We start from the raw sequence: 26,291 nt of genomic DNA, 5'->3' as shown, positions 1-26,291 counted from the left end.
TTTAGCCGATGACCTCATCCGAACGATCATCCGTTTCGCCGTAGCGTTTGAGCACAGCCGGTTTTGTGCCTTCGTAAACGCGGTCCAGGTTTTTGACGATCTTGGCGTTTTCGCGCTCAAACAGACACTCGCCCTGCATATTGGAGGCGACGATAAACGGCCCCATCCGGCGCGCGCGGATTACCCACATAGCCTGCGCGATGCCAAGCTCTTCGTGCCAGTGCACGGCCTCAACCGTCTCAACACCCCGGCCCAGCAACGCCCCGGTGCCGTAGCCAACGGTAGAGAGGTACACCGCGCCGTTGGGCACAAAATACTCTTTGTAGTCCTTTGAGGACATGCCGCCTTTGCCGATGATCACCCGCGCACCGGTTCTGGCCATCCATTCCGGCAACCATTTGGCAAAGCGGAAACTCGCCGTGGCCGTAACCGCCCCCAGATCGAACGAACCATCTTCCCGGATCACCGCTGCGGGTGAACAATGGAAATTGGCGGCACTTTGGGAGGGCAGTTCCATGGGGATGTTGGCCTGATCCTCCAGCGCCCGCATGTAGACCCCTTCGCGCGCCGTATAGATTAGCCCGTCCAAATAGACGATATCGCCCAGACGCAGATCGGCGATGGCCTCGGCCGTGGGAGTGGTCGACAGGGTCACTTCGCGTATCTTCATTCCGCCGCCTCCAGACCCATTTCCCATTCGATACCCTCGCGGCGCTGATAATCGGTGAACCAATCGGGATCGGTGCGGTGCTCCACCCGACCATCCGGGAAAATGCGCGCCACCGCGCGACGCGACGAGAGACAAAACGCATGCACGGACATCTGCATGCCGCCCGTATGGCAGTATCCTACTTCAATATTGCAGTCTATCACCATGTTTTTACCGACAAATCCCATGGCTCCCATACCGATGGAGTTCCCCAATTCTTTGAATTCATCCTCCATCGCGGCAATCTTCGGGTCGGAATTCCGGCTACCCACGGTGCGTAGCACTGACGCGCGTTTGCCCAGCACCATGCAGGTGTCTTTCGACCCACCAAGCCCGATCCCGATGATCGCAGGCTGGCACGCCAGCCCGCGTTTGCCGAAAGCCACCAGACTGTCGAGGTAGAACCGTTTGATCCCCTGAATACCGTCTGAGGGGAACAGCATCCGGTAATCCGTGCCGAAAAGCCCGCCCTTGTGCACGGTGATCAGATCAATCCATTCCCCCTGGGGTTCAAAACCATATTCAATCTCAGGCGCACCAATCCCGACGTTATTGTTATGATCCGTCCGCCAGAGCGGATGCACCCGGTTGGGTCTGAGCGGCACGCCCGTGGTTGCATTGGCCGTGGCACGGCGCAATGCGGCCTCCAGCGCCACCGGTCCGCCCTCGATCCGCGCCTCATTGCCCATTTTCACATACCAGCGCGGCACGCCCGTATCCCCGCACATGGCGCGCCGATCCTCCTTGGCGGCCTCATAGTTCTCCAGCATGGCCTGCAACACAAAGGACGACAGATCGCCATCTTCGGTTTTTGCAGCCGCCTTGAGGCCTTCCAGATAATCCTGCGGGATTTCGATGGCCGCCTTGTCCATCAGGGTTTCGGCGGTCTGTTGAATCAGTTTTATGGGGATCATTGCGCAGCCACCAGTGTTTCGGGTTCGCCTTCGGGCAGGATGGTTTCGCCCGGTCGAACAATGGAAAAATCGACAGGTTCGCGGGTCACTTCCACATCCGCGTCGTCTTGCCGGGCGATGGTGAAATAGGACGCAGCCATGTCGCCTGCTTCGGGGAAATCCTCGCGGAAATGTGCCCCGCGCGAGTTTTCGCGGGCAAGCCCCGCCTTGGCGATCACTTTGGAGATATCGCACAGGCTCGCCATGTTCAGCCAGTCGTGCCAGGTCAGGTTGAAGGCCAGAGTGTCCGGGGCGACGCCGACCTGCATCAGATCATCCTCAATGCTGGCAATCCGCTCCAGCCCGCGCTGCATGCCCCTGACCGTGCGCATGACACCGACGTCCTCCCACATGACCTCCTGCAACCGGTTCCGCAAAGGCTGCACCAGATCGGGTTTACGGCTCAGCGGATGTACCGCACGTGCATATTCCGCCGCGAGAACCGCCTCATCCGGTTCGCGCAGGCTGCCCATCGTGCGAATATCTCGCCCCATCGTGTCGCCCGCGATCCCGCCATATACGGTGGAATTGGCCACGCCGTTGCCGCCCAGCCGGTTGGAGCCATGCGCACCGCCCGCATCTTCGCCGGCCACATAGAGGCCCTCAAGTGCGGTGCGCGTATCCACATCCACAACCACACCCCCCATAAAATAATGCGCTGTCGGCACCACCTCGACCAGCCCTCCGGCCAGATCAAACCCGCTGTCTTCACAACGCCTGACCATGCCCTTGAATTTCCGGCGTACATTGTCCGGGCCCAGATGCGCCATGGAGATGAACATGCCCACCTGACCCGGGTCATTGCTTTTGCGCATCTCCGCATAGATGCCGCGGCTGACCACATCGCGTGTGGCCCGCTCGCCTTTGGCGTCATAGTCGAACATGAAGCGTTGTCCGGAGGCATTCAGCAATTGCCCACCCGCGCCGCGCAAGCCCTCTTCGAGCACCGTGCCGGTCATGCGGCTGTGCGCGCCCGCCAGCAGCCCCGTCGGGTGAAACTGCACCATCTCCATATCCCGCAGCGGCAGACCCGCGCGCAGCGCCATGGCCAGCCCGTCCATCGTCTTATCGCCGCTAGGCGTGTGGTATTTGTACATGGTCGGCCCACCGCCCGTGGCCATCAGCACCGTCTTGGCCCGCACAAACCGAAACCCGCCGGTGCGCATGTCGATCATCAGAACACCGGCAAGTGCCGCACCGTCTTTTGTCGGGATCAGACCGATGGCGCGATGTTCCTGAAGCTTCTCCACCGGTCGGCTCAACACCTGTTCCATCAACCGGTTGATGATCTCGATGCCCGTCAGATCGCCCTTGTGCACGGTGCGGTCCGCCGTCTGCCCGGCAAAGGCCTTCTGATGTAAGCTGCCATCGGGGTTGCGGTCAAAAAAGCAACCGATCTCGTTTTCCAACTCGCGAATGCGCACCACGGCCTGTTCGCAAAGCCGCCATGCCATGTCCTGATTGGGCAGCCATTTACCGCCTTCGATCGTGTCCATGAAATGACGCGCCACTGTATCGCCGCCGCCAAGTGCCACGTTGTAGCCGCCCTGCACCATCCGGGTACAGCCGCATTTGCCAATCAGCCCCTTTACGGCAATCGTGATCTTTGTACCCTCAGGGGCGGCCTGCTGGGCGTGAAGGGCGGCAAAAAGCCCTGCACCACCGGTCCCGAGGATCAGAATATCCGTGTCATGCCATTCGATGTCATGTGTCATCGCTCATACCACCTGTAGGAAAAACATGCTCGAAATCAGAAATGCGACCCCCAGGGCCGCGGCCGCAAGGGTTTTCTGAGGCGCGGACCAGGGCAGCCATTCCATCGCCATCAACCGCAAGCCACCAAAGATGTGCACGGCCAGCAGGAAAATCAGCCCGAACTCCGCCAGTTTCACCAATGGCTGATCCGCAAAATTCAGAAAAGCGTCCAGACGTTCGGGCCGGGTCAGGGCCAGCGACAAGATCCAGAAATGCAGCGGCAGGAAAAGCGCCAGCGCCAGCCCGGACACGCGGTGCAGCACATAGGCCAGCCACAAAGGATGCGCGCGTGCCACCCTCATGGCAGGCCTACCGGCCAGGTCACGGCGATCAGGGCCTTTGACCCCATGACAAACAGCAGCAGGCCAACGCCCCAGATCAAAGCGGCAAGCCTGCCGCCGGTCAACCCGAAGGTTTCGTGCAGGATGACCCGCAATCCGATGGCCGCATGAATGGCGACCGCCAGAACAAAACTGCCGTAAAACAAAAACCAAAAGACCGAACCCTGCGTCCGCCCCAAAATCTCCGCCGCCGACAAGCCGCCCTGCACGGCGTAGATCATCACAGCGATATGGCCTAGCGTCAGCGGGGCCATGATCATCGCGGTGATCCGTTGCAGCATATAAAGGCGCAGATCAAGCATCGGTTTACTTGCGCCTCCGCAGAAAATTCCGCGCCGTTTCGCGTTTCAGGCCGGCAATTGCCGACATCGGATCCAGATCATTGGGGCAAAAAACCGTGCAACTGCCCATGGAATGGCAATTGTGGCAGCCGCCGGTGCCAGACACCGACGCCAGAATATCCGTGCGGTCTTCGTGTTTGGCATCGTTGTAAAGTGTCCAGGCCCGTTGCAGCGCCGCAGGGCCAAGGTAATCAGGATTGCCCGCCACCGTGTCACAGGCCGCATAGCAGACCGAGCAATTGATGCATTCAATCCCCGCGCTGGCCACTTGTCTGTTGTGATCACCGGGATCAATGGCCGGTATCGGATCCGCACGGCTGGCACTGGGCGTGTGAGCCCCCCCGGCAGCAACCCATTTGTCGAAGAACGGGTCCATATCAACCGCTAAATCCTTGATAACCGGCAGGTTTCGCAACGGGCCGATCTCGACCTTGCCACCGTTCAGCACTTTTTTCACATGGGTCCGGCAGGTCCAACGTGGCCGCCCGTTAACCATCATGGCGCAGGAGCCACACATGCCCACGCGACAGGCAAAGCGGTAGGTCAGCGTCGCATCCGCATAGTGCTGTATCCAGGAAACCACATCGAGGATTGTCTGATTGTCCTTCGCCGGAACTTCGAATATCTCAAACTGCCCGGCCACGCCTGACCCGCGCCAGACGGAAACTTCAAGCGTGTCGTTCTGAGCGGTCACCCGGCGTTCCTGACTTGTTCATTGCGGTGGTGCCCGTATGATATATCTGCCAGAATTGCTAACGAGAAGGAATATGTTCTTATGGTTTTTGTAAGATCAACTTACATAAATATGACTCCCTTTCATGTCTGATCCCACACTCAAATCGCTTTTTCGGGACCGGTTTGGCTCGGCTCCGGATGTGCCTTCAGAAATGGCAGAGGCCTCTGTGCTCAAGCGCATAGCAGCGCGGGGGTCGTGTCGATGGTTTGATGGCAAAGTGCCAACGCAGGACGTGTTGGAAACGCTCTGCGCCGCAGCTCTTTGCGCGCCATCAAAAAGCGATTTGCAGCAACGCGACCTGCTGATCGTTTCCGATCAGACCATGATGACGGAACTCAAAACGCTTCTGAAAGCGCAGGAGTGGATCGCGGATGCGCCTGCAATGGTGGTATTTCTGGCCAACAACAGACGCCAAAGGCAAATTCAGACGTGGCATGATCAACCCTTTCCCAACGACCATCTGGACGCGTTTTTCAACGCGAGCCTCGACGCCGGTATCGCGCTGGCTTTTTTCATGGCCGCCGCGGAAAACGCAGGTTTGGGCTGCTGCCCGATCAGCACGATCCGCAACCATCTGCCAGAGGTCAAAGACCTGCTGCAACTGCCCAATCATGTTTTCCCCGTTGCGGGCCTCGCCGTTGGCTATCCCCGGTATGAGCCCCGCGTCAGCGCCCGTCTGCCATTGGAAGCGACGGTGCATCACAACAGCTTTGCCGACACATCGAAAGAACAGGTGCTGGCCTATGATGCGCGCAGGCTGGCCGGTTCCGAAGGTCCGGGTTGGTCAGACGCCAAGGCCAGAATGTATGCGGAACCGCAACGCCAGGATTTCGCCGCTTTCATGCGAAAAATCGGCTTCAATCTGGATTAAAGAAGCCTCCTAAAGCACTTCATCAAAAGTCTTTTTCAACTTCCCAACGATCTCGTCTACGTGTTTGTCTTCCATGATGAATGGCGGCGCGAGCAGCACGTGATCACCGTTTTGACCATCCATGGTGCCGCCCATCGGGTAGCAGGCCAAACCGTTCGACATCGCCGTTTGCTTGACCTTCTTGTTCACCCCGTCGCTGGGCGCAAAGGGCGCCTTCGAGCCACGGTCGGCCACGATTTCCAGCCCCAGAAACAAGCCCCGGCCCCGGATGTCACCGATGTTCGGGTGTTGCCCGAATTCCGCCTGCAAAGCATCCTGCAATTTCACGCCCATGGCGGCGCATTGATCCACCAAACCACCGGTCAGCTTTTTGACCACCGCATTGCCGGCCGCACAGGCCGTCGGATGGCCGATATAGGTGTGACCGTGCTGGAAAAACCCGGTCCCATCCGCGATGGCCTGATGAATTTGCGCCGTGCACATCATGGCGCCGATGGGTTGATACCCCGCCCCCAGACCTTTTGCGATGGTGACGATATCTGCGGTGATCCCCTCCTGTTCATGGGCAAAAAGACTGCCCGTTCGGCCCATGCCGCACATGACCTCATCAAGGATCAGCAAAATGCCGTATTGGTCGCAAATCTCGCGAACGCGCTTGAAATATCCTTCAACCGGCGGCACCGCGCCCAGAGTGGCCCCGACGACCGGTTCCGCAACAAAGCCGATCACGGTTTCCGGGCCGAGGCGCAGCAATTCGGCCTCCAACTCGTTGGCAACCCGCTGGCCATAATCAAAGGCGCTCTCACCGTCCTGCTGACCGCGATACGTATAGCAAGGGGAGATCAGCGACGTCTCGACCATAATCGGCGCAAATGCCTGCTTGCGCCAGACATTGCCCCCCGTGGCCAGAGCGCCCAGAGTATTGCCATGATAACTCTGACGTCGCGCGATGAAATGACGGCGACCCGGCTGGCCGATTTCCACAAAATACTGACGCGCCAGTTTCAGCGCAGCCTCAACCGCTTCGGACCCACCTGAAACAAAATAGACCTTTTCCAGATCACCCGGCGCTTTCGCGATCAACCTGTCGGCAAGCTCTTCCGCAGGATCAGAGGTGAAGAAACTGGTGTGAGCATATGCGAGCTGGGCGACCTGTTCCTGAATTGCAGCGATCACGTCAGGATCGCCATGCCCCAGGCACGACACCGCCGCCCCCCCTGATCCATCAAAATATTCTTTGCCATCAGCATCATAGATGTACGCGCCTTTACCTATAGACGCTCGTCGAACTTTGGCCGTAGAGTGCCGGGCGAATACATGTGACATTCGAAATCTCCCTCTTTCATCTGCCATTTATGAAACATACGGAGTCATTGTTGACAACACTATGAAACAAATGAATCCTCCAAGGAGGAATCGCAACGGTTGGGGAACGTGCGTGGCTGAGCCACTCGATATCAGAATATCTGCGAACTACGAAGACTTAAGCGGCAGGCTGAAACAAGCCGCCGACTATCTTATCGAGAACCAGATTGATGTCGCTACCCGCTCTCTGCGCTCCGTCGCCGAGCAAAGCAAAATTGCGCCCGCCTCGTTTTCCCGCCTCGCCCGCGCCCTTGGGTATGCGGATTTTGGGTCGCTCAGAGGTGATATCCGCACGTCCATTGACCGCCGCGTGAACGGCGCGTCACAGCGCACCCGGCAACTGACCCATCTGCAAAGAGAGGGCAATGAGGATTTCGTCGCGGGCTTTGCCAACGCCTGTACCGGCAACATTCAGACCCTGGCGGATGGGTTGGAGGGCACCGAGTTCAAGAACACCGTCGGCAAATTGCACAAAGCGCGAAACGTTCTGGTATTCGGCGCGTTAAGTTCCACCGGTGTTGCGGAACATCTCAATTACATGGCCAGCCTCTTGTTCGACAATTGGAGCCTCGCTGGCCGGATGGGATCGTCTCTGGGGGCGGGTCTGGCAGGGTTGGACGCCAATGACGTTTTGGTGCTGATCACCCAGACGCCATACTCCCCCCGGCCGGTCAGGGCTGCGGAGCTGGCACGTGCCAACGGCGCGCATGTCGTCGTCATCACCGATACCCATGCCTGCCCGGCGCTTAAACACGCCTCCGCGCGCTTTATCATTCCCGCCAAATCCCCGCATTTCTTTTCATCCTACACCGCAACGCTGTTTTTTGTGGAAACCCTGATCGGGATGCTCGCCCAAATCGGAGGCGAAGCGTCCAGAAATCGCATTGCGGAGGTGGAAACAAGCAACCGCCGTTTACAAGAGATACTAGACGGCTAATCTACGACCAATAATCCAAAAAAGGGAGACAACAATGTTCAACGGATTAAAAATGACGGCCGCAGGTGCGGCACTGGCAATGCTGGCGGCACCCGCCGCAATGGCGGAGGATTTTATTACCATCGGGACCGGGGGCGTCACAGGGGTTTACTATCCAACCGGCGGGGCCATCTGCCGCCTGGTGAACAAGGGCCGCAAGGAGCACGGCATCCGCTGCTCCGTGGAATCAACCGGTGGTTCGGTCTACAACATCAACACAATCCGCGAAGGCGAGCTGGAATTCGGTGTGGCCCAGTCGGACTGGCAGTACCACGCATACAACGGCACCTCAAAATTCGAAGATCAGGGCGCGTTTGAAGACCTCCGCGCGGTGTTCTCCATCCACCCTGAACCCTTCACCGTTGTGGCACGCGCTGACGCCGGGGTGAAAACCCTCGCCGACATCAAGGGCAAACGTGTGAACATCGGCAACCCCGGTTCCGGTGCACGCGGCACCACAGAGGTCGTTCTGGCCGCAATGGGCTGGACAACGGGCGATCTGGCTCTGGCCGCTGAGTTGAAAGCCGCAGAGCAGTCAGCAGCACTTTGCGACAACCAGATCGACGTGATGATCTACACTGTCGGCCACCCGTCAGGGTCCATTCAGGAAGCCACCACGGCCTGCGATTCCGTTCTGGTCGAAGTGTCCGGTGCTGAAATCGACAAACTGATCGGCGAAAACTCCTACTACCGGACTGCGAAGATCCCCGGTGGTATGTATCGCGGGTCGGATGAGGACGTCACCACATTTGGTGTGGGTGCAACCTTCGTAACCTCGGCCAGCGTATCGGAAGAAGCGGTCTATGCGGTTGTCGCTGCGGTCTTTGACAACTTTGACGATTTCAAAAAACTGCACCCTGCCTTTGCAAACCTGACGGCAGAGGAAATGGCAACTGCGGGCCTTTCCGCACCGCTGCACCCCGGTGCCGCGAAGTACTACAAGGAAAAAGGCTGGATTGAGTAATCCACTCTCCTGACACTGCAGAGGGCAGCACGCTGCCCTCTGTCGCCCGCAAAAAAGGGCAAATTCTCAGAACAAAAGCCGTAAACAGCGGCATCTCAGGGAGACAGTCGAATGTCAGATAACTCCAGCGGTGGCCGTGCGCTATCCGAAGAAGAACTACAGGATCTTGTATCCTCCTCTGATGCCGGAGCGCGAGCCCCGGCCGGTGCCGTGGGGACATTCCTGGCCATAACGGCCATCATCTGGTCGCTGTTTCAGGTCATGCTGGCCTCGCCGCTGTCCAACCAGCTTCTGCCGGGCTCCGTGATCAACAATTCGCGGCAAATCCATCTGGCGTTTTCGATATTTCTGGCCTTCATGGCGTATCCGATGCTGAAATCCAGCCCCCGCCATTACATCCCCATACACGATTGGATACTGGCCATCGCGGGCGCATTCATCGCGATGTACGGCTATATTTTCTACGACAAGATCGTGAATTCCGGCGGGCTCGCCGATGATGTGGACAAATGGTTCGCGCTGATCGGGCTGGTCATCCTCTTTGAGGGCGCGCGCCGCGCATTGGGACCGGCCATGGCGATCATCGCCACGATCTTCCTGCTCTACGTCTTCTTTGGCTCGTCTCAGGCGGTTCCGGATGTGATCCGCTGGAAAGGTGCCAGCCTGCAAAAAGCCATGAGCCATATGTGGATCACCTCCGAAGGCGTCTTCGGCATCGCATTGGGTGTTTCGACGAAATTCGTCTTCCTCTTCGTGCTCTTTGGCGCCCTGCTCGATAAGGCGGGCGCGGGCAACTATTTCATCAAGATGGCCTTTGGCGCGCTTGGCCACCTCAAGGGCGGCCCGGCCAAGGCGGCTGTGGTGGGCTCCGCCGCAACCGGCCTGATCTCCGGCTCCTCCATCGCCAACGTGGTCACAACCGGCACCTTCACAATCCCGCTGATGAAACGCGTGGGCTTTTCCGCCGAAAAAGGCGGCGCGGTCGAGGTGGCCTCTTCGGTGAACGGGCAGATCATGCCACCCGTCATGGGGGCCGCGGCCTTCCTGATGGTGGAATATGTAGGCATCTCCTACGTCGAGGTGATCACCCACGCCTTCCTGCCCGCGACGATTTCCTACATCGCGCTGGTCTATATCGTGCACCTCGAAGCGGTGAAGAACAACATGCCGACGCTGGGCAACCGCGTAGTGTCGATGGGCAAGACCATCGGCGGTATGGCAGCCTTCTTCGTGGGTTTCGCGGCACTTTGCTACGGGGTGCAATACCCGGTGAAATGGGTGACATCGCTGCTGCCAAATTCTGGCCTGCTGCTCTCGGGGCTGGTCTTTCTGGCCTATGTGTTCCTGCTCTTTTTCGCCGCAAAAGTGCCTGATCTGCAGCCGGATGATCCCAATGCCGAAGAGATCGAACTGCCGGTTGTGGGCGAGATCTACAAGGCGGGTCTCTACTACCTGCTGCCGATCATCGTGCTGGTCTACTTCCTGATGATCGAGCAGAAGTCGCCGGGTCTTTCGGCCTTCTGGGCCACGTCGCTGCTGTTCGTGATCCTGCTCACACAGAAACCTCTCAAAGCGATGTTCCGGGGCGAAAGCGAAATGGCGAATGCCTTCAAGGGCGGCGTTGCCGACCTGCTGCAAGGCCTCATCGACGGCGCGCGCAACATGATCGGCATTGGCCTTGCTACGGCAACCGCTGGTGTGATCGTGGGTACGGTGACGCTGACGGGTGTGGGTCAGGTGATGGCCGATCTGGTGGAATTCCTGTCGGGCGGCAATCTGATCCTGATGCTGATCATGGTGGGGCTTCTCAGCCTCATCCTCGGCATGGGTCTGCCGACCACGGCGAATTACATCGTGGTCTCCTCGCTGATGGCAGGGGTGGTTGTCGAACTGGGCGCGCAATCAGGGCTGATTGTGCCGCTGATCGCCGTGCACCTCTTTGTGTTCTACTTCGGGATCATGGCGGATGTGACACCACCCGTGGGGCTTGCCAGTTTCGCGGCGGCGGCTGTTTCCGGCGGGGATGCCATCCGCACAGGCTTCGTGGCCTTCTTCTACAGCTTGCGCACCGTGGCCCTGCCCTTCGTCTTCATCTTCAACACCGACCTGTTGTTGATCGACGTGGGATGGGCGCAGGGCATCTTGGTGTTCATCACGGCCACCATCGCCATTCTGGTCTTCACCGCAGGCACCATGGGCTATTTCCTGACGCGCAACCGCATCTATGAAAGCATCGCGTTGATCTTCATTGCCTTCATGCTCTTCCGTCCGGATTTCTTCATGGATCGCCTGTCGCCTCCATTCCAGGATATCGAACCGGCGGCCTTTGCTGAACGGGTCGAGGCGGCACCTGTCGGACGCGAGTTCAGGGTCGTCGTCAGCGGGCCTGATTTCGACACCGGCGAGACCAAGGAAACCACATTGCTGGTGCCGATTGGCGAGGAAGCCGAGGGCACACGCATGGACGCCTACGGGCTCCTGACCGTCGCGGAGGGAGATGAAGTTGCGCTGGAGGAACCGCTCTTTGGGACACCTTTCGCGGAAACATTCCAGAGCTATGATTTCTACGCAGACACCTTCGTGACCATCAAGGCGGTCAAGGCCCCTGCCGATCAGATGCCCAAGGAGTTGATCTTCATCCCAGCGCTGTTGCTGTTGGGCCTTGTCGTTCTATTGCAGCGTGGTCGTGCAGGTAAGGAAGAAGAAGGAGTGACCGCATGAGCCGTCCCGTTTTGTGCGCCATCGACGTCAGCCACAAAGGCCGCGATGCCGATGTATTGAAGATCGCCAAGCGTCTCGCCGATCTGGATGGTGCCTCGCTTGACGTGGTCACCGTTGTTCCGGATTTTGGCCAGAGCATCGTCAGCACCTACTTTGAAAGCGATCACCATGAGAAGGTGGTCGCCGAAGCGCGGCAGCTGCTAAGCGATGAAATCACCGCAAGCCTTGGGTCCGACGCGGACGCGATGGTGCGCCATGTCGTGGCCACCGGAAATGCCTATGAGGAAATCCTCAAGGTCGCAGGTGAAACCGGGTGCGGGTTGATTGTGATCGGCGCGCATAAGCCTGATTTCAAAGACTACTTGCTGGGTCCAAACGCCGCGCGCGTGGTGCGGCACTCCTCGTGCAGCGTTCACGTGGTTCGGTAACCCGCGACCATTTTGAACTCCCTTCGGCGCGCTCTGAAAAGGACGCGCCGATTTTCACTTTGGGGTCAAAAATCGCTGGCGCAAATCTGTATTTCATATATTCATGAAATATGGAAAAAGAATCACTGAATCGCCTGTCGATGTTGAGCCACCCTCAGAGACTGGCGGTCTTTCGGTTGCTGATGCGTCGCTATCCGGATGAGGTGCCAGCCGGGGAAATCGCCGATGCCCTGATGCTGAAAGCCTCCACCACCTCTGTTTATCTCTCCGCTCTCAACGATTCCGGGCTGATTGTTCAGCACCGTGTGGGCACATCGTTGCGTTATCGCGCGCGCATTGAGGCTGCCGGTGAATTGATAGGATTCCTGTTCACGGATTGCTGTCGCGGCCGTCCGGAGCTTTGCCCCCCCTCCCTCTTCTCTGGCCTCAAAGGAGCGAAGACCATGGCGGACACCACCTATAACGTTCTGTTCATCTGCACGGGCAACTCAGCACGGTCCATCTTCGCGGAAGCGATTCTGCGCGATTTGGAAGGATCGCGGTTCAATGCCTATTCCGCCGGCACAAAACCCGGCTCGGAACTCAACCCTCTCGCGATTGAGATGCTGACCTCAAAGGGGCACGACACCTCCAACTTACGCGCCAAACACATTTCTGAATTTCAAAGCCCGGAAGCGCCGAAAATGGATTTCGTCTTCACGGTCTGCAATCGCGCGGCCAATGAGGACTGCCCTGCCTGGGAAGGCCAACCCATCAGCGGGCACTGGGGTCTGCCCGACCCCGTAAAAGCGACCGGCAGCCTTGCCGAACGCAGGCTGGCTTTTCAACAGACCTATGGCGCCATGAACAACCGCATCAAGGCCTTTGCCGCCCTGCCGCTCCAAACCCACAATCGCATATCGTTGCAAGCCGCCGTTGACGACATCGGCGCAGATCACCTGGAAGGAACCGCTTGATGACCGTTTACGCCCTCAATGGACTGGGCCGTATTGGCAAACTTGCCCTGCGTCCGCTGCTAGAACGTGGTGCAGAAATTGCCTGGATCAATGACGCGGTGGGCGATCCGGCGATGCATGCCCATCTGCTGGAGTTCGACTCTGTGCACGGGCGCTGGCCAGCGGCGTTTTCATCGGATGCAGACAGCCTCACCATCGACGGCACCCGGCTGCCTGCGCATGCCGAGACCAACCTGAGCCAACTGCCGATGGATGGCGTGGATGTGGTCATCGACTGCACCGGCGTCTTCAAGACCGAAGCAGCACTGGCCCCTTACTTTGCTGCCGGGGTCAAAAAGGTTGTGGTGTCCGCACCGGTCAAGGATGGCCCCACCGCCAATATCGTCTATGGCGTGAACAACCACGCCTATGATCCAAACCAGCACGACATTGTCACTGCTGCGAGTTGCACCACCAATTGCATCGCCCCCGTGGTGAAGGTCGTGCATGAAAACCTTGGCATCAAACACGGCTCGATCACCACGATCCACGATGTGACCAACACGCAAACCATCGTTGACCGGCCTGCAAAAGATTTGCGCCGGGCACGGTCGGCCTTGAACTCCCTGATCCCCACGACCACCGGCAGTGCCACGGCGATCACTCTGATTTACCCCGACCTCAAGGGGCGGTTGAATGGCCACGCCGTACGTGTGCCGCTGTTGAATGCCTCGCTGACGGATTGTGTGTTTGAACTGGAATGCGCAACGACCGTTGAAAAGGTCAATTCTCTTTTCCAAGCCGCCGCCGAAGGGCCGCTAAAGGGTATTCTTGGATATGAGACCAGACCGCTGGTGAGCACCGATTACACCAATGATCCGCGCTCCGGCATCGTTGATGGGCCTTCGACCATGGTCGTCAACGGCACACAACTCAAGGTTTACGTCTGGTATGATAACGAATGGGGGTATGCCAACCGCCTGGTTGACGTGGCCTTCATGGTTGGCAACAGCCTGTGACACCGGACCGGGCAGGATCGGCATATGTTGCCGTTACGGCCGCCTATTGGGCGTTTATGCTCACCGATGGCGCTTTGCGCATGCTGGTCTTGTTGCATTTTCATACCTTGGGATTTTCACCCGTTGAACTGGCCTATCTCTTTGTCCTCTACGAGATAGCAGGAGTTGTGACGAACCTCACGGCAGGATGGATCGCTGCCCGCTTTGGACTAACCTCAACGCTCTATGCCGGTCTGGCATTGCAGATCGCCGCCCTGCTGGCACTGGCGCAGCTTGATCCGGGCTGGGCGGTGGGTGCCTCTGTCATCTTTGTCATGGCCGTTCAGGGCGCTTCGGGCGTCGCCAAGGATCTGGCCAAGATGAGCGCGAAATCCGCCGTCAAGCTACTCGCACCGGCGGAGCAAGGTGGGCTGTTTCGCTGGGTCACCGTACTGACCGGCTCCAAGAATGCGGTGAAGGGTTTGGGTTTTCTTCTGGGCGCCGTGCTTCTGGGATGGATTGGGCTGTCTGCCGCCGTTCTGAGCATGGCCGCTGTGCTGACCGTCATCCTTGTTCTTGTCATGTCTCTGATGCCGCGCGGCCTGCCCACCGGGCGCAAGGACGCGAAATTCAAGGATGTTTTTTCCAAGAACCGCAACATCAACTGGCTGAGCTTTGCCCGCGTGTTCCTTTTTGCCGCCCGCGATGTCTGGTTTGTCGTGGGCATTCCGATCTATTTCTATTCCGTCTTATCGGACGGATCAGAGGCGGGTAACCGCGCAGCATTTTTCACAATCGGCAGCTTCATGGCCTTGTGGGTCATCCTTTATGGCGGCGTGCAAGCCTCCGCACCCCGATTGCTGAATGCAAAAGCGCGCGATGAGAAAGACATGATCGCAAGCGCGCAACGCTGGGCAACCATGCTGGTATTCGTGCCCGCGCTTTTGGCGGCCATCGTTTTTGCAACCAATGGCCCTGCCCCCTGGCTCACCATATGTCTGGTCGTAGGCCTGCTGGTTTTTGGTGGCATCTTCGCGATCAATTCAGCGCTGCATTCGTATCTGATTTTGGCCTTCAGCACAGGCGAGCGTGTCACCATGGATGTGGGGTTCTACTACATGGCCAATGCCGCCGGTCGTTTGCTCGGGACCGTGCTATCGGGCCTGAGTTACCAGCTGGGCGGCCTGCCGCTTTGTCTGGGCACCGCAGCCGCACTTTTGATGTTAAGCGCATTTGGGGTTGCCCGACTGCGTGGCGCACAGATGCAAACCACCTAACCCGTGCTTGTCGCCAATATGCGGCTGATTTCCTTGAGTGACCGACCGGAAGACGCGTGCCAGTCTGAAAACGCAGCCTGCACCGCTTTCATGGCGCCTTTGGACGTCGGTGCCTTGTCAATTACCCCTTCGGCAATCAGGCGTGCGACCACATCGCGCGACAGTATATAGCCATCCACACCCATGGCGCGCAGGAAATACTGCCCCGTTGCGCCGCCGAGGCGCGTGCCATGTGACTTCAGATGCGCCAGCAAATCAGCGTAGGCGTCCGCATCCCACCCGGCAATGAAAGCTCCAAATCCGCCCGCAGCATCGGATTGAGCACGCACGAAAACCGCGTTTTCCTGAACCGCCTGTATTTTCGGGCCGTGTCGCACAATGGCTTTGTTCGCGATCAACGCATCAAACCAATGGTCGTCCATCATCGAACAGGCTCCGGGGTCGAAGCCTTTGAACGCCGTTTCAAATCCGGGCCACATGCTCTCGACAACTTTCCAGTTGAACCCGGCGTTGAAAATGGCGCGGGTCATCGCCGCAAGCCACCGGTCATCGGGAATTTCAGCAAGCGCCGCGCCTGATTTCGACGGCTCGAACCCCTCGAAAATGGCCTCTACCGATCCTTTGCGCTTGACGCTGATTGCCAGAATATCATCCAGGCTCCGCATGTTTTCCTCCCTTCTTGCGAAATCACAGTCTATCCGGCCCGGTTTCTGTGCGAAACGGTCAATAGCTCACAACCACTTGTGCAAAAATTGCGCCCCCTAAATCCAAATCACTGGACACTTAGTGCCATCGTTACTGCGGAATGTGCCCCGGGTCTGGACCGGCGAGAAACCAAAGGCGCTTGCATGACCGCGCCGGCAAGGCGATACGTTTAAAGCACAATCTGACCAAAAACGGAATTCGATTGCATGTTGCAAGGCATTTCACGGCACGTCCGCCCCGCATTTATGCTGGCACTGGTTCTGTGGTTCCCGGTCACTGGTACGGTTCGGGCGGATCAGATAACCGTCTTTGCTGCCGCCAGTCTGAAGACGGCTCTGGATGAAATCGCGGCAGATTTCGAAACAGAAACAGGCCATGAAGTCACCCTTGCCTTCGCGGGAACCCCGGTGTTGGCGCGCCAGATTTCGCAAGGCGCACCGGCCGATCTCTTTTTATCTGCCAGCAGTGACTGGATGGATTGGGTTGAAGATCGAGGTGCGCTTGAACCGGGCAATCGCAAAGACCTTCTGGGCAACGCGCTTGTGCTGATAGGACACAACGGAAATGTCGCAATCGAACTGGACAAGGTTTCACTGCGCGCGGGTTTGGCAGAAGCGCGCATCGCGATTGCTCTGGCGGATGCGGTTCCGGCCGGCATCTATGCCAAGGCGGCCCTGACCCATTTAGGGGTTTGGGAGGCCCTCAAACCGCAACTCATTCAAACCGACAACGCGCGCGCCGCTCTGGCCCTTGTGGCTTTGGAAGAGGCGCCGTTCGGCATCGTCTATCGCTCCGATGCCATCGCGGAGCCGCGCGTGCAGGTTGTCGCGACCTTCCCCGCCGCAAGTCACCCAAAGATCGTCTATCCAATGGCCTTGCTGAGGGGACGTGTAACCAGGGCGGCCCAGACGTTTGCGGATTATCTGACCAGCGATGTGGCGCATAGGGTCTTTGAACATCAGGGATTTTCCCTGATTGACGAAGCATCATGACAGACTGGCTTGGCCCCGACGAATGGCGTGCCGTCGCCTTGTCGCTCAAAGTGTCCTTTTGGGCCACCTTGTGCAGTCTGCCACTGGGGCTTTGGGTGGCCTATGTTCTGGCGCGCCGAGAATTTATGGGAAAGCAGTTGCTCAACGGCATTGTTCACCTGCCGCTGATCCTGCCCCCGGTGGTCACCGGATACCTGCTGTTGACGACCTTCGGAACGCAAGCACCCATTGGCGGTATGCTTCAATCCCTGGGCGTGGTCTTTGCCTTTCGCTGGACGGGGGCCGCTCTGGCCGCCGCCATCATGGCCTTTCCCTTGATGGTCCGCGCCATACGCCTCTCCATCGAAGCCGTTGACCCCAAGCTGGAACAGGCCGCATCGACGCTTGGCGCCTCAGGCGTTTGGGTGTTTTTGACCGTGACACTGCCCTTGATCCTGCCCGGCATTCTTGCAGGCGCAATTCTTGCGTTTGCCAAGGCCATGGGTGAATTCGGCGCGACCATCACATTCGTGTCCAACATCCCCGGCCAGACCCAAACCATCCCCTCCGCAATCTACGCCTTTTTGCAGGTACCGGGCGGCGAAACCTCTGTCTGGCGTCTCGTGATCGTCAGCGTGATTATTGCCATGTCCGCCTTGTTACTCTCCGAATGGCTGGCGCGACGCGCAAAGAGGAGATTGGGTGCATGACGCTCGCCGTCTCTGTGCAACATAAGCTCAGCGGGTTCGACCTTGACGTAACCTTTGAAGCCCCCCCCGGCATCACCGTGCTTTTCGGACGCTCGGGCGCGGGCAAGACCACCATTGTCAATGCCGTCGCTGGTCTCCTGAAGCCAGATGGCGGCCGTGTTGCTGCCGATGATCTGGTGCTTTTCGATATCGAAAACGACCTCTGGCTCCCCCCGCATAAACGGCGACTGGGGTATGTGTTTCAGGATGCGCGCCTGTTTCCACATCTCTCCGTGCGCCAGAACCTTCTTTATGGACGGTGGTTTGCGCCCGGCACCGAACCGCGCGGTAGCTTCGACCAGATTATCGAGATGTTGGGTATTGAAGATTTGCTGAAACGACGACCCGCAGCACTTTCAGGCGGGGAAAAACAAAGGGTCGCCATTGGTCGAGCGCTTCTGGCGAACCCCAAGCTTATCCTTGCGGATGAGCCATTGTCATCGCTTGATGACGCACGCAAATCAGACATCCTGCCCTATTTCGAGCGGTTGCGCGACGAAACCAAAATCCCCATCCTTTATGTCAGCCATGCGGCAACCGAAGTTGCCCGTATTGCCACCTCGGTGGTGGCGCTCGAAAAGGGTCGTGTCACACGGCAAGGCCCAGCCGCCGATGTTCTGAGCGACTTATCCGTGGCACCGCTTGGGGTCCGCGCCACCGGTGCCATGATCGAGGCCGTGGTGAAATCGCACCATTCGGACGGATTGAGCGCTTTGGCGACGGAAGGTACCCAATTGCTCGTGCCCCGGGTTGATCACCCCATTGGCACCAAGCTACGCGTGTGGATCGGTGCGCAGGATGTCATGGTGGCGACGTCCCGGCCAAATGGGATTTCCGCCCTCAATGTCCTTGAGGTTGAGATAAAGGAATTGCGTCTGGGAAGTGGACCCGGCGTCATGGTGCAGCTGAGCTTTGGCACATCCCTGCTGCTCGCGCGCATCACCCGCCGGTCAGCCGATGCTCTGGCCCTCAAACCGGGCCAGACAGTCTTTGCCGTCATCAAGGCCGTCTCCGTGCCCAGAGATGCGATTGGTGATGCTCCATCGCCGCGATGAATTCAGTAATCCGACACCAGCAGATGCACTGGCGCTTCATCCTCGGTTATGCTGGAAAACCGGCCGATGGGCATTTCAAAGACGTTATCGGTGCGATCATCGTTCACAGTCGAGACCTCGCCAATCAGGCAATCGCCCTTTTCCGCCCAGAAGGCATGCCACACGCCCGGCATCAGGGTCACGCTTTCGCCCGGCAGCAGACGCAGGTGAGCGCCTGCCTGAAAGGTTTTCTCGACCCCATCACAAGGCACCGTCACATCCGCCGCACGGTCGATATTGCCCTCGGCATCCGGCGCGAAAAGTTCGATGATCAGATCACCGCCACCGCGATTGATGATATCTTCGGCCTTTATGTTGTGCCGGTGCATGGGCGACAGCTGCTTGTCGCGGCTGATCATGATTTTTTCGGCATAGAGCATGCCGCGTCCCGCGCCCAGATCTTCGACCGTCCCGTTGCGCGTTGTGAACAGAAAGAGCCCCATCTCTTCAAAGCGGCCCTCGCCATAATCCGTGATGTCCCATCCCAGTCCGCGTGCGCGTAAACCCGCAGCATCAGAACCACGCATGCGCTGCGGGTCCCAATAGGCAAAGGGCGGCAGAATATGGCCAAAACTGCGAATGAAAGCATCACCCGCCTTGAGGATTTCATTGACGTCTGAGCGGTTCATTGGGCGGATCCTTCACATGGCCGATGCGCAAGCAACTGCGCTATGCCAGATGTCAGATAAAACCTCAAGATAGCGCTAACTGACTGCTGGCGGTCTGATCTGCATGGCTTTGATGACCTCGCCCAGGGCTTTGCCGATCGCGGCATGCCCGGCCGCGTCCAGATGAATGCCATCCACCAGATCAACCTGCGCCACCTTGCTCAAGTCAACGAAGCCTACATTCAGATCACGCGCCCGTTGTTCAAGATGCGTCGCCAAATCGCGCGATTTCCCTGACGCCCCGGCGAAATCCTGTTCAAAAGTACCCACTTCCTGCACGGGGACAGGTGCCGCCAGGATCACCTGCGGTGCGCCATCTTCCGGACCACTGTCGCAACGGCATATCTCCCGGGCCAGACGTCCCAAACCGGATGCAATGTCGTTGGCGGAGGCACCAAAGCGCGCCTTCAGATCGTTGGTCCCCAGCATCACAACGACCAGATCGATGGGCCGGTGGCTTTCCAAAAGGGCGTGCAGGCTACGCAAACCGTTCTTGTGGACCCCTTCAATCGGGTCATCAAAAACCGCCGTGCGACCCGGATGCCCTTCGGCGATCACCTCCCAATCCGCGCCCAGTGCGGCAGCCATCACCCAAGGCCAGCGTTCATTCTTAGGCAATCGTCGGCGGTCCCCCATGAACCGCATCGCTCTTGTTCCATGCGTGTTGCTGTCTCCGAAACACAAGACGGTACGCACGGGCATGCGTGTTGAACCATCATCTTCGCACAGGTCGGGAAGCGCTTCACTTGATGTCACCGCATATTCCTCTCTTCACTTCTTCTCGACGTTAGGTTTTCTTCGGTGTTCAGGCAAAGAGAAACCGGGCACTGTGACCGACAAGCACTTACGGAGAATGAAAATGGCATTGAAAACGCGGCATTGGGACCGAATTGACAACGGCGGCGTGACCTTCACGGAGCTTGGTTTCGGCACCGCCCCCCTGGGCAATCTCTACAAGGCCATCTCCGACGAGGACGCACGGGCAACCCTGGACGCGGCCTGGCAGGGGGGCGTGAGATATTATGATACAGCACCCCTTTACGGTTTGGGATTGTCAGAGACGCGACTAAACCCCTTCCTTCGCGGGAAACCCCGCGACGCATACGTGCTATCGAGCAAGGTCGGACGTCTGATGCAGCCCTGCGCGCCGGAACATCGCTCGGGCGTGGGCAAATGGTTCGAAGTGCCGCAGCGGCGCGAGCAATACGATTACACCTACGATGGCGTGATGCGCTCTTTCGAACACTCCTTCTCCCGGTTGGGCGTCGACCGGATCGACATCCTCTATGTTCACGATCTGTGTATTTTCAGCCACGGATCCAAGGAAATCTCGGACATGCGCATCGAGGAATTCTTTGGCGGGCGCGGATATGATGCGATGATCTCTCTGCGGGATCAGGGGGTGATCCAGGCCATCGGCGGCGGGATCAACGAATGGGAGGTTTGCCAGACCCTCGCGGAACGTGGCGACTTTGATCTCTTCCTCTTGGCAGGTCGATACACGCTTCTGGAGCAAAAAGCACTCGACAGCTTCCTGCCGCTCTGCGAAGCGCGCGGCATCGGCATCGTGACCGGTGGGCCCTATAACTCTGGCATCCTGGCTACGGGGGCAAAACCCGGCGCTTACTACAATTACGAGCCCGCAACGCAGGATGTCATGGACCGGGTCAATGCCATTGAAACGGTTTGCAAGGATCATGGCGTACGTATGGTTGATGCAGCGTTCCAGTTCCCCTTGCTGCACCCCGCGCATGTTGCGGTCATTCCCGGGGGGCAAGGCGTGACCGAAATGGCGGGGAACCTGAAGGCCGCAACAGCGGAAATCCCCTCTGATTTATGGTCGGATCTCAAAGCGAAAGGGTTGATGCGCGAGGATGCTCCCACCTGATCTGTAGGGACAGGTGGATACCGCAGACCCGTCAGAGGGGGCGTGTCACCCAATCATGAAGCGGGCAAGGCGAGTTCTGATCAGCCATCATAGATGTAACCAATGCCCCGCACGGTCCTTATAATGGCCGGTTTCTGCGGGTTGGCTTCAATCTTCCGGCGCAAACGCGATATGCGAATATCAATGCTGCGATCAAATGGGTCCCAGGACCGGTCATGGGCCTGCTCAAGCAATTGATCGCGATTCAGAACACGCGATTTGTTGTCAGCAAACACCTTGAGCAGACTAAACTCCATTGCAGTCAACGGCACATCCTCGCCGCTTTCCGAAAAGAGTTTCGCCGCCCCGAAATCGAGCGTGAAGGTTCCGAATTTGGCCGTTCGCACGCCGCTTTGCCCGTCGGCCTTTTGCACATCAGGCGCTTGCTTGCGACGCAGCACAGCCTTGATACGTGCTTCCAGTTCTCGCAGGTCCACCGGCTTTGCCAGATAGTCATCCGCGCCCATCTCGAGACCGACAATACGGTCAATCACCTCCCCCGCAGCTGTCAGCATAACAACCGCAACGTCGCTTTCCGGGCGCAGGCTACGTAGGATCGACAGCCCATCTTCACCCGGCATGTTGATGTCGAGGAGGATCAAATCGACCGCGTGATCCGCAATCTTTGCGCGCAGCACAATGCTGTCCTCTGCGAGGATAACGTCGAAACCGCGCCGTTCTAGATACTCTTCGAGCATCTCGCGCACATCCGGTTCATCGTCGCAGACCAGAATTGTGGGTCGGTGATCTGTCATTTGAGTGCTCCGGCAGATTGCAGAATACCGGCGACGAAAGATCTCAGCTCGCTGGGGGACGCCGGTTTTTCAAGGTAGGGGCTTTGTGCCTCTTTGAGAAACGTTTGTGATGCCGATCCCATGGTATCTCCGGTCACAAAGCCGATGCGACCGACAAGATGCGGGAAATCTGCTTTGAGGACATCAAAAAATCCGCGCCCGTCGATTTCGGGCATGTTAAGATCACTAAGCACCAGATCGTAGGATGTCTGTTGCAGCAGCGTGATGCCGTGCTGCGCTTTGCTTGCAACATCAACTTCATATCCGGCGCGGATCAATATCTCGGCGTTGAGTTCCGCCACATCGATTTCATCATCCACAATCAACACCCGCGCAGATTTTTGCGAATGCGCACCGGATTGGGGGACAGCCGCGCCATCCGATTTCGTTTGCTGTTGAGCAGGCAGTTCGATCACAAATCGTGTTCCTCCCTCAACCGTTCTGTCTATCCAGATGCGACCATTGTGTGACAGGACAATGCGGTGGCACAACGTCAATCCGATGCCGGTTCCCTCGCCCACATCCTTGGTCGTAAAGAAAGGCTCGAACACCCTCGATTGCTGCGTGTCAGGAATGCCCGGTCCATTATCCTCTACCGCAATCACAATGGCACCCTCATCGCCGCTGCGCCGTGTACTGACCGCTACACGATCACCGGTACCGCTGGTCTGGATCGCCTGAGCGGCATTGAGAATGAGGTTCAAAATCACCTGCGTAATCTGATCGGCATCAGCAAGACATGCCGGTAATTCAGGAGAAAGGTCACAGGCGATATCCAACACGTTCCCCAGATCACCATAGCGTGCCACATCGACGGCGATCCCGATAATCTCGTTTACATCAACCTCTTCGGTTCTGGAGGGTTGTTGCCGCGCCATCGACAGAAAGGTCTTTACGATTTTGGCACACCGTTCTGCCGCCCCACCGATCTTGTCGACCTGACGCAGCACATCGGGATCGGTTGTGTCTTCGCGCAACATAAGCGAATGCCCTACAACCACTGAAAGCGGGTTGTTCAACTCATGGGCAACCCCTGCCAGCAATTCGCCCAAAGCAGACATTTTTTCATTTTGGTAGATCGTTTCGCGCTGCGAATTCAATTCGGATTCGATCTTCAGCTCTTCCGTCAGGTCGCGCGCATGTGAAACAATCGCGTCCTGCCCATTGTAGCGGATCAGGCGCGCGGAAACTGCGCACCAGAATGGCTCTCCCTGGCGATTGTAGAACTGGGCCTTGAATTCCTTGACCGTGCCGTGGGCGTATATCTGTTGCAGGTAGCGTTGGCGATCCGCCACATCGACATAGTAGTCCTCAAGCGATTTCGCCTCTCCAAACAAGGCGGTTGTTTCCGGGCTACAGAACATCGTCTCCCCGGTCTCCACATTGACCATGCGGATCGGTGCCGGGCATGCCGTCAGGACCTGCCGAATGAGCGCATCGCGTTCCAATTGATCGGTCAGGTCCGTGAAGGCTGACACCACAAAATCCTGTCCGGTAAAGCTCACGATACGCCCAACCGAGGAGGCCTCGAATGTCGTGCCATCGTCGCGTTGGCAGGTTACATGGCTTGCGCGCCCATCGTCGTTGCCGACCACGGCATCGATGTAGTCTTTGTAATCCTGCAGCGTCGGATGATGCTCATAGGCAAATCTGGTCTCTCCAAAAAGCGCGCGCGCCTCTTGTGACCGATAGGTGATCTTGCCGTCCTCAAGATGGGACATCACCACCGCGACGGGGCTTGTGTCGAGCACTGTCGCCAGCAGGGTTTCGCGGTCATGTACCATCATCTCGGCCGCGTGCTGCTCGGTCACATCCCGCCGCATGACCACGCAGCCACCATCATCCGTGGGCTGAAACCGGACGTGATAGGCCCGCCCGTCTGAATGTTCTGCTATGATGTCGCGATCAAAGTTGATCCGATGGTGCGATGCGCGGTTCAAAAAGGCTTGCTTGTCATCAAACTGATCGAGGTACTCGCCTCGTTCGAGGCAGGCCGCCAGAAGATCATCCCAATGCACGCCCGGAACAACCATATCGGCAACTTTCGGAAACATGTCCACATAACGCTGATTGCATGCGACCAGGATCATGTTGCGGTCGAAGACGGCGACGCCTTCAGTCAAGGCCTCAAGGGCGGCACGAAGCGGTTGGGATGCTTCGGTATCTATTGAATTGGTGGCCGTCGTCATGCTGTGAACCTAACGTCGGTTTGTTTCAGTTGGTTTTCCTGTCAGCCTTCAAATGTTTCAATTGTTTCTGCGCCTCGAGACCCACAAGGTGAATAAATGCTCACAGATCCTTGTAAAGTAAAACTTTTTTGCACAACCTTAAATCCCGACATCTTGGAGCAAATGAAACACAAAGAGCCAAGCATAGAAATCTGATTGCAACATCGCGGCGGCAAAACGCTCCCATCGACATTAAGACACGACACCGACGCATTATCGTCTACCGGAGTAAATACTATGTTTGTTACAACCCTTTTCCCAAAGCGCGCTTCTTTTGGCAGGCGCCACGCGATCTTTATTTCTGCAATGAGGCCATTCAAGAAAGTCTGCGAATTCATGATGGATCAAGCAGATCCCGACGATGTGACGCGTCTGGACACACAGATGCTCAGAGACATCGGGCTCAATCCAGATGACGTTGTGACCATCGCAGGACCTGACGCACTCAGGGCCCTCACCCAACGACCCTTTGTCTGAACAAGGCCACGCTTTGGCGGCATCCGTGTATGGTTTTGCCAGGCTTGGCAGTCGCAATCACAAATCAACCCAAGAAAGAACGATCATGACACGCATACATTCCTCGATACTGGATACCATCGGCAACACACCGGTGGTGCGCATCAACAAACTTGGCCCTGCAAACGTTGAACTCTTCGTAAAACTTGAGGCCTTCAACCCGATGGGCTCGGTCAAGGACAGGCTGGCGATTGGCGTGATTGAGGCCGCAGAACGCGACGGCACGTTGCAACCGGGTCAAACCGTTGTGGAAGCCACCAGCGGCAACACTGGCATCGGACTGGCCATGGTATGCGCTCAAAAAGGCTATCCGCTTGTGGTAACCATGGCGGAAAGCTTCAGCGTCGAACGGCGCAAGTTGATGCGGTTTCTGGGTGCTCGGGTCGTGCTGACACCAGCATCGGAAAAAGGAACAGGCATGGTGAAAAAGGCGCGAGAGCTGGCAGAGGCTCACGGTTGGTTCCAGTCCCGACAATTCGAGAACCCGGCCAATGCCGACTACCATGAGGCCACAACCGCCGAAGAGATTGCCCGTGACTTTCGTGACATCGGGCTGGACTACTGGGTCTCGGGCTTTGGCACCGGCGGGACCATCAACGGTGTTGCACGCGGCTTGAAACGGCTCAGCCCGGAGACGAAGATCGTGGTGGCTGAGCCTGACAATGCGGCTCTGCTGGCAAGCGGTGAAGTTCAACCCTTCAACGCCGACGGAACACCTGCTGCCAGTCACCCGGGGTTTCATCCGCACATGATGCAGGGTTGGACCCCCGATTTCATTTCCAAACTTGCCAATGATGCCCTTGAGGCGGGCGATATTGACCACATTCAACCCGTCGAAGGCAACGAGGCCATTGCCATGGCCAAGGCTCTGGCACGTGAAGAAGGAATATTTTGCGGTATCAGCGGCGGTGCGACGCTTGCTGCGGCGATCGAAATAGCCAAAACGGCCCCTCATGACGCAAAGATTCTGGCAATGCTGCCCGATACCGGCGAACGCTATCTTTCCACAGCGCTCTTTGAGGACGTGCCGACGGAGATGACAGAGGATGAGAAAACCCTGGCGTTGTCTACTGCGAGTTCCCGGCTTGATGCCGGTGCCACGGTAAAGTGAGTTTCAGATCAGGGCATTCTACCTTGATCACAACGAAAGATACTGGAGCGTTGAATACCAAGCGCCTTGCCTCGGGCACTACCAGAGCGTCGCGAGTGCAAGGCAGGAATGACCCTGTCGATCGGCTTCGCGCTTGTACCAAAGCCGTTTGAAATCCA

At 57.8% G+C, this 26,291-nt stretch carries 26 protein-coding genes; 14 read left to right on the top strand and 12 right to left on the bottom strand.

Going from position 1 to position 26,291, the window contains the following annotated elements:
* Window position 1 precedes the first annotated feature (1 nt).
* Genes ACOTTU_RS06270 through ACOTTU_RS06245 form a run of 6 tightly spaced genes read right to left on the bottom strand, consistent with a single transcriptional unit; the run spans window position 2 to window position 4,793 of the window.
* Window positions 2-670, bottom strand: a complete 669-nt coding sequence (locus ACOTTU_RS06270) for a fumarate hydratase C-terminal domain-containing protein (protein WP_425656677.1) — start codon at window positions 668-670, stop codon at window positions 2-4.
* The gene (locus ACOTTU_RS06265; RefSeq protein WP_425656675.1) at window positions 667-1,623 is read right to left on the bottom strand and encodes a fumarate hydratase; all 957 of its coding nucleotides are present in this window, start codon (window positions 1,621-1,623) and stop codon (window positions 667-669) included. The genes ACOTTU_RS06270 and ACOTTU_RS06265 overlap by 4 nt, the downstream gene beginning before the upstream one ends.
* Window positions 1,620-3,377 carry an L-aspartate oxidase gene (locus ACOTTU_RS06260; protein WP_425656674.1) on the bottom strand — a complete coding sequence of 586 codons (1,758 nt, stop codon included), beginning with the start codon at window positions 3,375-3,377 and terminating at the stop codon, window positions 1,620-1,622. The genes ACOTTU_RS06265 and ACOTTU_RS06260 overlap by 4 nt, the downstream gene beginning before the upstream one ends.
* Before the next feature lie 3 nt (window positions 3,378-3,380).
* A complete protein-coding gene (sdhC, locus tag ACOTTU_RS06255) occupies window positions 3,381-3,719 on the bottom strand; it encodes a succinate dehydrogenase, cytochrome b556 subunit (protein ID WP_425656672.1) in 339 nt (112 codons plus the stop codon).
* Window positions 3,716-4,060: a succinate dehydrogenase gene (locus ACOTTU_RS06250; protein ID WP_425656670.1), complete on the bottom strand. Its 345-nt coding sequence runs from the start codon at window positions 4,058-4,060 to the stop codon at window positions 3,716-3,718. The genes sdhC and ACOTTU_RS06250 overlap by 4 nt, the downstream gene beginning before the upstream one ends.
* Window positions 4,061-4,064: 4 nt before the next feature.
* A complete protein-coding gene (locus tag ACOTTU_RS06245; protein ID WP_425656668.1) occupies window positions 4,065-4,793 on the bottom strand; it encodes a succinate dehydrogenase/fumarate reductase iron-sulfur subunit in 729 nt (242 codons plus the stop codon).
* Between the two features lie 124 nt (window positions 4,794-4,917).
* Here ACOTTU_RS06245 and ACOTTU_RS06240 point away from each other — a divergent pair, with 124 nt between their 5' ends.
* Entirely contained in the window at window positions 4,918-5,706 is a 789-nt protein-coding gene (locus ACOTTU_RS06240; RefSeq protein ID WP_425656667.1) for a nitroreductase family protein, read from the top strand.
* 9 nt (window positions 5,707-5,715) lie between these two features.
* Here ACOTTU_RS06240 and ACOTTU_RS06235 read toward each other — a convergent pair whose 3' ends face one another.
* A complete protein-coding gene (locus ACOTTU_RS06235) occupies window positions 5,716-7,032 on the bottom strand; it encodes an aspartate aminotransferase family protein (RefSeq protein WP_425656665.1) in 1,317 nt (438 codons plus the stop codon).
* Between the two features lie 112 nt (window positions 7,033-7,144).
* Here ACOTTU_RS06235 and ACOTTU_RS06230 point away from each other — a divergent pair, with 112 nt between their 5' ends.
* The 7 genes from ACOTTU_RS06230 (at window position 7,145) to arsJ (ending at window position 15,370) form a co-directional block, all read left to right on the top strand.
* A complete protein-coding gene (locus ACOTTU_RS06230; RefSeq protein WP_298917132.1) occupies window positions 7,145-8,008 on the top strand; it encodes a MurR/RpiR family transcriptional regulator in 864 nt (287 codons plus the stop codon).
* A 34-nt stretch (window positions 8,009-8,042) separates the two neighbouring features.
* Window positions 8,043-9,011, top strand: coding sequence for a TAXI family TRAP transporter solute-binding subunit (locus ACOTTU_RS06225; protein WP_425656663.1), 969 nt, complete (start codon window positions 8,043-8,045; stop codon window positions 9,009-9,011).
* Window positions 9,012-9,122: 111 nt separating this feature from the next.
* On the top strand, window positions 9,123-11,732 hold the full coding sequence (locus ACOTTU_RS06220) for a TRAP transporter permease (RefSeq protein WP_425656662.1): 2,610 nt from the start codon (window positions 9,123-9,125) through the stop codon (window positions 11,730-11,732).
* Complete coding sequence (locus tag ACOTTU_RS06215) at window positions 11,729-12,160, top strand: universal stress protein (RefSeq protein ID WP_298917123.1); 432 nt, start codon at window positions 11,729-11,731, stop codon at window positions 12,158-12,160. The genes ACOTTU_RS06220 and ACOTTU_RS06215 overlap by 4 nt, the downstream gene beginning before the upstream one ends.
* A gap of 110 nt (window positions 12,161-12,270) precedes the next feature.
* Window positions 12,271-13,116 carry an ArsR family transcriptional regulator gene (locus ACOTTU_RS06210; RefSeq protein WP_425656660.1) on the top strand — a complete coding sequence of 282 codons (846 nt, stop codon included), beginning with the start codon at window positions 12,271-12,273 and terminating at the stop codon, window positions 13,114-13,116.
* Window positions 13,116-14,114, top strand: coding sequence for an ArsJ-associated glyceraldehyde-3-phosphate dehydrogenase (locus ACOTTU_RS06205; protein WP_425656658.1), 999 nt, complete (start codon window positions 13,116-13,118; stop codon window positions 14,112-14,114). The genes ACOTTU_RS06210 and ACOTTU_RS06205 overlap by 1 nt, the downstream gene beginning before the upstream one ends.
* Complete coding sequence (arsJ, locus tag ACOTTU_RS06200) at window positions 14,111-15,370, top strand: organoarsenical effux MFS transporter ArsJ (RefSeq protein ID WP_425656656.1); 1,260 nt, start codon at window positions 14,111-14,113, stop codon at window positions 15,368-15,370. Before ACOTTU_RS06205 ends, arsJ begins: the two co-directional genes overlap by 4 nt.
* Here the strand turns inward: arsJ and ACOTTU_RS06195 are convergent.
* Window positions 15,367-16,035 (bottom strand): DNA-3-methyladenine glycosylase I, encoded by a 669-nt coding sequence (locus ACOTTU_RS06195; RefSeq protein ID WP_425656654.1) that lies wholly within the window; start codon window positions 16,033-16,035, stop codon window positions 15,367-15,369. The two genes, arsJ and ACOTTU_RS06195, sit on opposite strands and share 4 nt — an antisense overlap.
* Window positions 16,036-16,281: 246 nt before the next feature.
* Between ACOTTU_RS06195 and modA the strand changes: the two genes are divergently transcribed.
* The 3 genes from modA to modC are packed head-to-tail and all read left to right on the top strand — an operon-like array spanning window position 16,282 to window position 18,850.
* Entirely contained in the window at window positions 16,282-17,067 is a 786-nt protein-coding gene (modA, locus tag ACOTTU_RS06190) for a molybdate ABC transporter substrate-binding protein (RefSeq protein WP_425656652.1), read from the top strand.
* Window positions 17,064-17,756 carry a molybdate ABC transporter permease subunit gene (modB, locus tag ACOTTU_RS06185; protein WP_425656650.1) on the top strand — a complete coding sequence of 231 codons (693 nt, stop codon included), beginning with the start codon at window positions 17,064-17,066 and terminating at the stop codon, window positions 17,754-17,756. Before modA ends, modB begins: the two co-directional genes overlap by 4 nt.
* Window positions 17,753-18,850, top strand: coding sequence for a molybdenum ABC transporter ATP-binding protein (gene modC / locus ACOTTU_RS06180; protein ID WP_425656648.1), 1,098 nt, complete (start codon window positions 17,753-17,755; stop codon window positions 18,848-18,850). The genes modB and modC overlap by 4 nt, the downstream gene beginning before the upstream one ends.
* Before the next feature lie 2 nt (window positions 18,851-18,852).
* Here modC and ACOTTU_RS06175 read toward each other — a convergent pair whose 3' ends face one another.
* Entirely contained in the window at window positions 18,853-19,518 is a 666-nt protein-coding gene (locus ACOTTU_RS06175; RefSeq protein WP_425656646.1) for a D-lyxose/D-mannose family sugar isomerase, read from the bottom strand.
* A 75-nt stretch (window positions 19,519-19,593) separates the two neighbouring features.
* A complete protein-coding gene (locus ACOTTU_RS06170) occupies window positions 19,594-20,313 on the bottom strand; it encodes an SGNH/GDSL hydrolase family protein (RefSeq protein WP_425656645.1) in 720 nt (239 codons plus the stop codon).
* 103 nt (window positions 20,314-20,416) lie between these two features.
* Between ACOTTU_RS06170 and ACOTTU_RS06165 the strand changes: the two genes are divergently transcribed.
* Window positions 20,417-21,445: an aldo/keto reductase gene (locus ACOTTU_RS06165; protein ID WP_425656643.1), complete on the top strand. Its 1,029-nt coding sequence runs from the start codon at window positions 20,417-20,419 to the stop codon at window positions 21,443-21,445.
* Between the two features lie 80 nt (window positions 21,446-21,525).
* On the opposite strand, the gene ACOTTU_RS06160 is transcribed toward ACOTTU_RS06165, so the two are convergent.
* Together ACOTTU_RS06160 and ACOTTU_RS06155 are read right to left on the bottom strand one after the other, a co-directional pair.
* Window positions 21,526-22,239 (bottom strand): response regulator, encoded by a 714-nt coding sequence (locus ACOTTU_RS06160; protein ID WP_425656641.1) that lies wholly within the window; start codon window positions 22,237-22,239, stop codon window positions 21,526-21,528.
* A complete protein-coding gene (locus ACOTTU_RS06155) occupies window positions 22,236-24,467 on the bottom strand; it encodes an ATP-binding protein (protein ID WP_425656639.1) in 2,232 nt (743 codons plus the stop codon). Before ACOTTU_RS06155 ends, ACOTTU_RS06160 begins: the two co-directional genes overlap by 4 nt.
* A 375-nt stretch (window positions 24,468-24,842) precedes the next feature.
* Here ACOTTU_RS06155 and ACOTTU_RS06150 point away from each other — a divergent pair, with 375 nt between their 5' ends.
* Entirely contained in the window at window positions 24,843-24,983 is a 141-nt protein-coding gene (locus ACOTTU_RS06150) for a hypothetical protein (protein ID WP_425656637.1), read from the top strand.
* Between the two features lie 85 nt (window positions 24,984-25,068).
* The gene (gene cysK / locus ACOTTU_RS06145) at window positions 25,069-26,133 is read left to right on the top strand and encodes a cysteine synthase A (protein ID WP_425656635.1); all 1,065 of its coding nucleotides are present in this window, start codon (window positions 25,069-25,071) and stop codon (window positions 26,131-26,133) included.
* Window positions 26,134-26,291 lie beyond the last annotated feature (158 nt).

It is taken from the genome of Roseobacter sp. EG26, from assembly GCF_049830555.1.
In the GTDB taxonomy this organism is placed as follows: Bacteria; Pseudomonadota; Alphaproteobacteria; order Rhodobacterales; family Rhodobacteraceae; genus Roseobacter.
Note: the sequence above shows the minus strand (reverse complement) of the source record. Positions and strands in the feature narration are given on the sequence as shown.

Coding starts and splice junctions, on each gene's coding strand:
- ACOTTU_RS06250 (WP_425656670.1), bottom strand. CDS start 4,060: ATGCTTGATCTGCGCCTTTATATGCTGCAACGGATCACCGCGATGATC.
- ACOTTU_RS06235 (WP_425656665.1), bottom strand. CDS start 7,032: ATGTCACATGTATTCGCCCGGCACTCTACGGCCAAAGTTCGACGAGCG.
- ACOTTU_RS06215 (WP_298917123.1), top strand. CDS start 11,729: ATGAGCCGTCCCGTTTTGTGCGCCATCGACGTCAGCCACAAAGGCCGC.
- ACOTTU_RS06210 (WP_425656660.1), top strand. CDS start 12,271: ATGGAAAAAGAATCACTGAATCGCCTGTCGATGTTGAGCCACCCTCAG.
- ACOTTU_RS06225 (WP_425656663.1), top strand. CDS start 8,043: ATGTTCAACGGATTAAAAATGACGGCCGCAGGTGCGGCACTGGCAATG.
- ACOTTU_RS06270 (WP_425656677.1), bottom strand. CDS start 670: ATGAAGATACGCGAAGTGACCCTGTCGACCACTCCCACGGCCGAGGCC.
- cysK (WP_425656635.1), top strand. CDS start 25,069: ATGACACGCATACATTCCTCGATACTGGATACCATCGGCAACACACCG.
- ACOTTU_RS06165 (WP_425656643.1), top strand. CDS start 20,417: ATGGCATTGAAAACGCGGCATTGGGACCGAATTGACAACGGCGGCGTG.
- ACOTTU_RS06150 (WP_425656637.1), top strand. CDS start 24,843: ATGATGGATCAAGCAGATCCCGACGATGTGACGCGTCTGGACACACAG.
- ACOTTU_RS06265 (WP_425656675.1), bottom strand. CDS start 1,623: ATGATCCCCATAAAACTGATTCAACAGACCGCCGAAACCCTGATGGAC.
- ACOTTU_RS06160 (WP_425656641.1), bottom strand. CDS start 22,239: ATGACAGATCACCGACCCACAATTCTGGTCTGCGACGATGAACCGGAT.
- ACOTTU_RS06240 (WP_425656667.1), top strand. CDS start 4,918: ATGTCTGATCCCACACTCAAATCGCTTTTTCGGGACCGGTTTGGCTCG.
- ACOTTU_RS06175 (WP_425656646.1), bottom strand. CDS start 19,518: ATGAACCGCTCAGACGTCAATGAAATCCTCAAGGCGGGTGATGCTTTC.
- modB (WP_425656650.1), top strand. CDS start 17,064: ATGACAGACTGGCTTGGCCCCGACGAATGGCGTGCCGTCGCCTTGTCG.
- modC (WP_425656648.1), top strand. CDS start 17,753: ATGACGCTCGCCGTCTCTGTGCAACATAAGCTCAGCGGGTTCGACCTT.
- sdhC (WP_425656672.1), bottom strand. CDS start 3,719: ATGAGGGTGGCACGCGCGCATCCTTTGTGGCTGGCCTATGTGCTGCAC.
- modA (WP_425656652.1), top strand. CDS start 16,282: ATGTTGCAAGGCATTTCACGGCACGTCCGCCCCGCATTTATGCTGGCA.
- ACOTTU_RS06155 (WP_425656639.1), bottom strand. CDS start 24,467: ATGACGACGGCCACCAATTCAATAGATACCGAAGCATCCCAACCGCTT.
- ACOTTU_RS06195 (WP_425656654.1), bottom strand. CDS start 16,035: ATGCGGAGCCTGGATGATATTCTGGCAATCAGCGTCAAGCGCAAAGGA.
- ACOTTU_RS06260 (WP_425656674.1), bottom strand. CDS start 3,377: ATGACACATGACATCGAATGGCATGACACGGATATTCTGATCCTCGGG.
- ACOTTU_RS06220 (WP_425656662.1), top strand. CDS start 9,123: ATGTCAGATAACTCCAGCGGTGGCCGTGCGCTATCCGAAGAAGAACTA.
- ACOTTU_RS06205 (WP_425656658.1), top strand. CDS start 13,116: ATGACCGTTTACGCCCTCAATGGACTGGGCCGTATTGGCAAACTTGCC.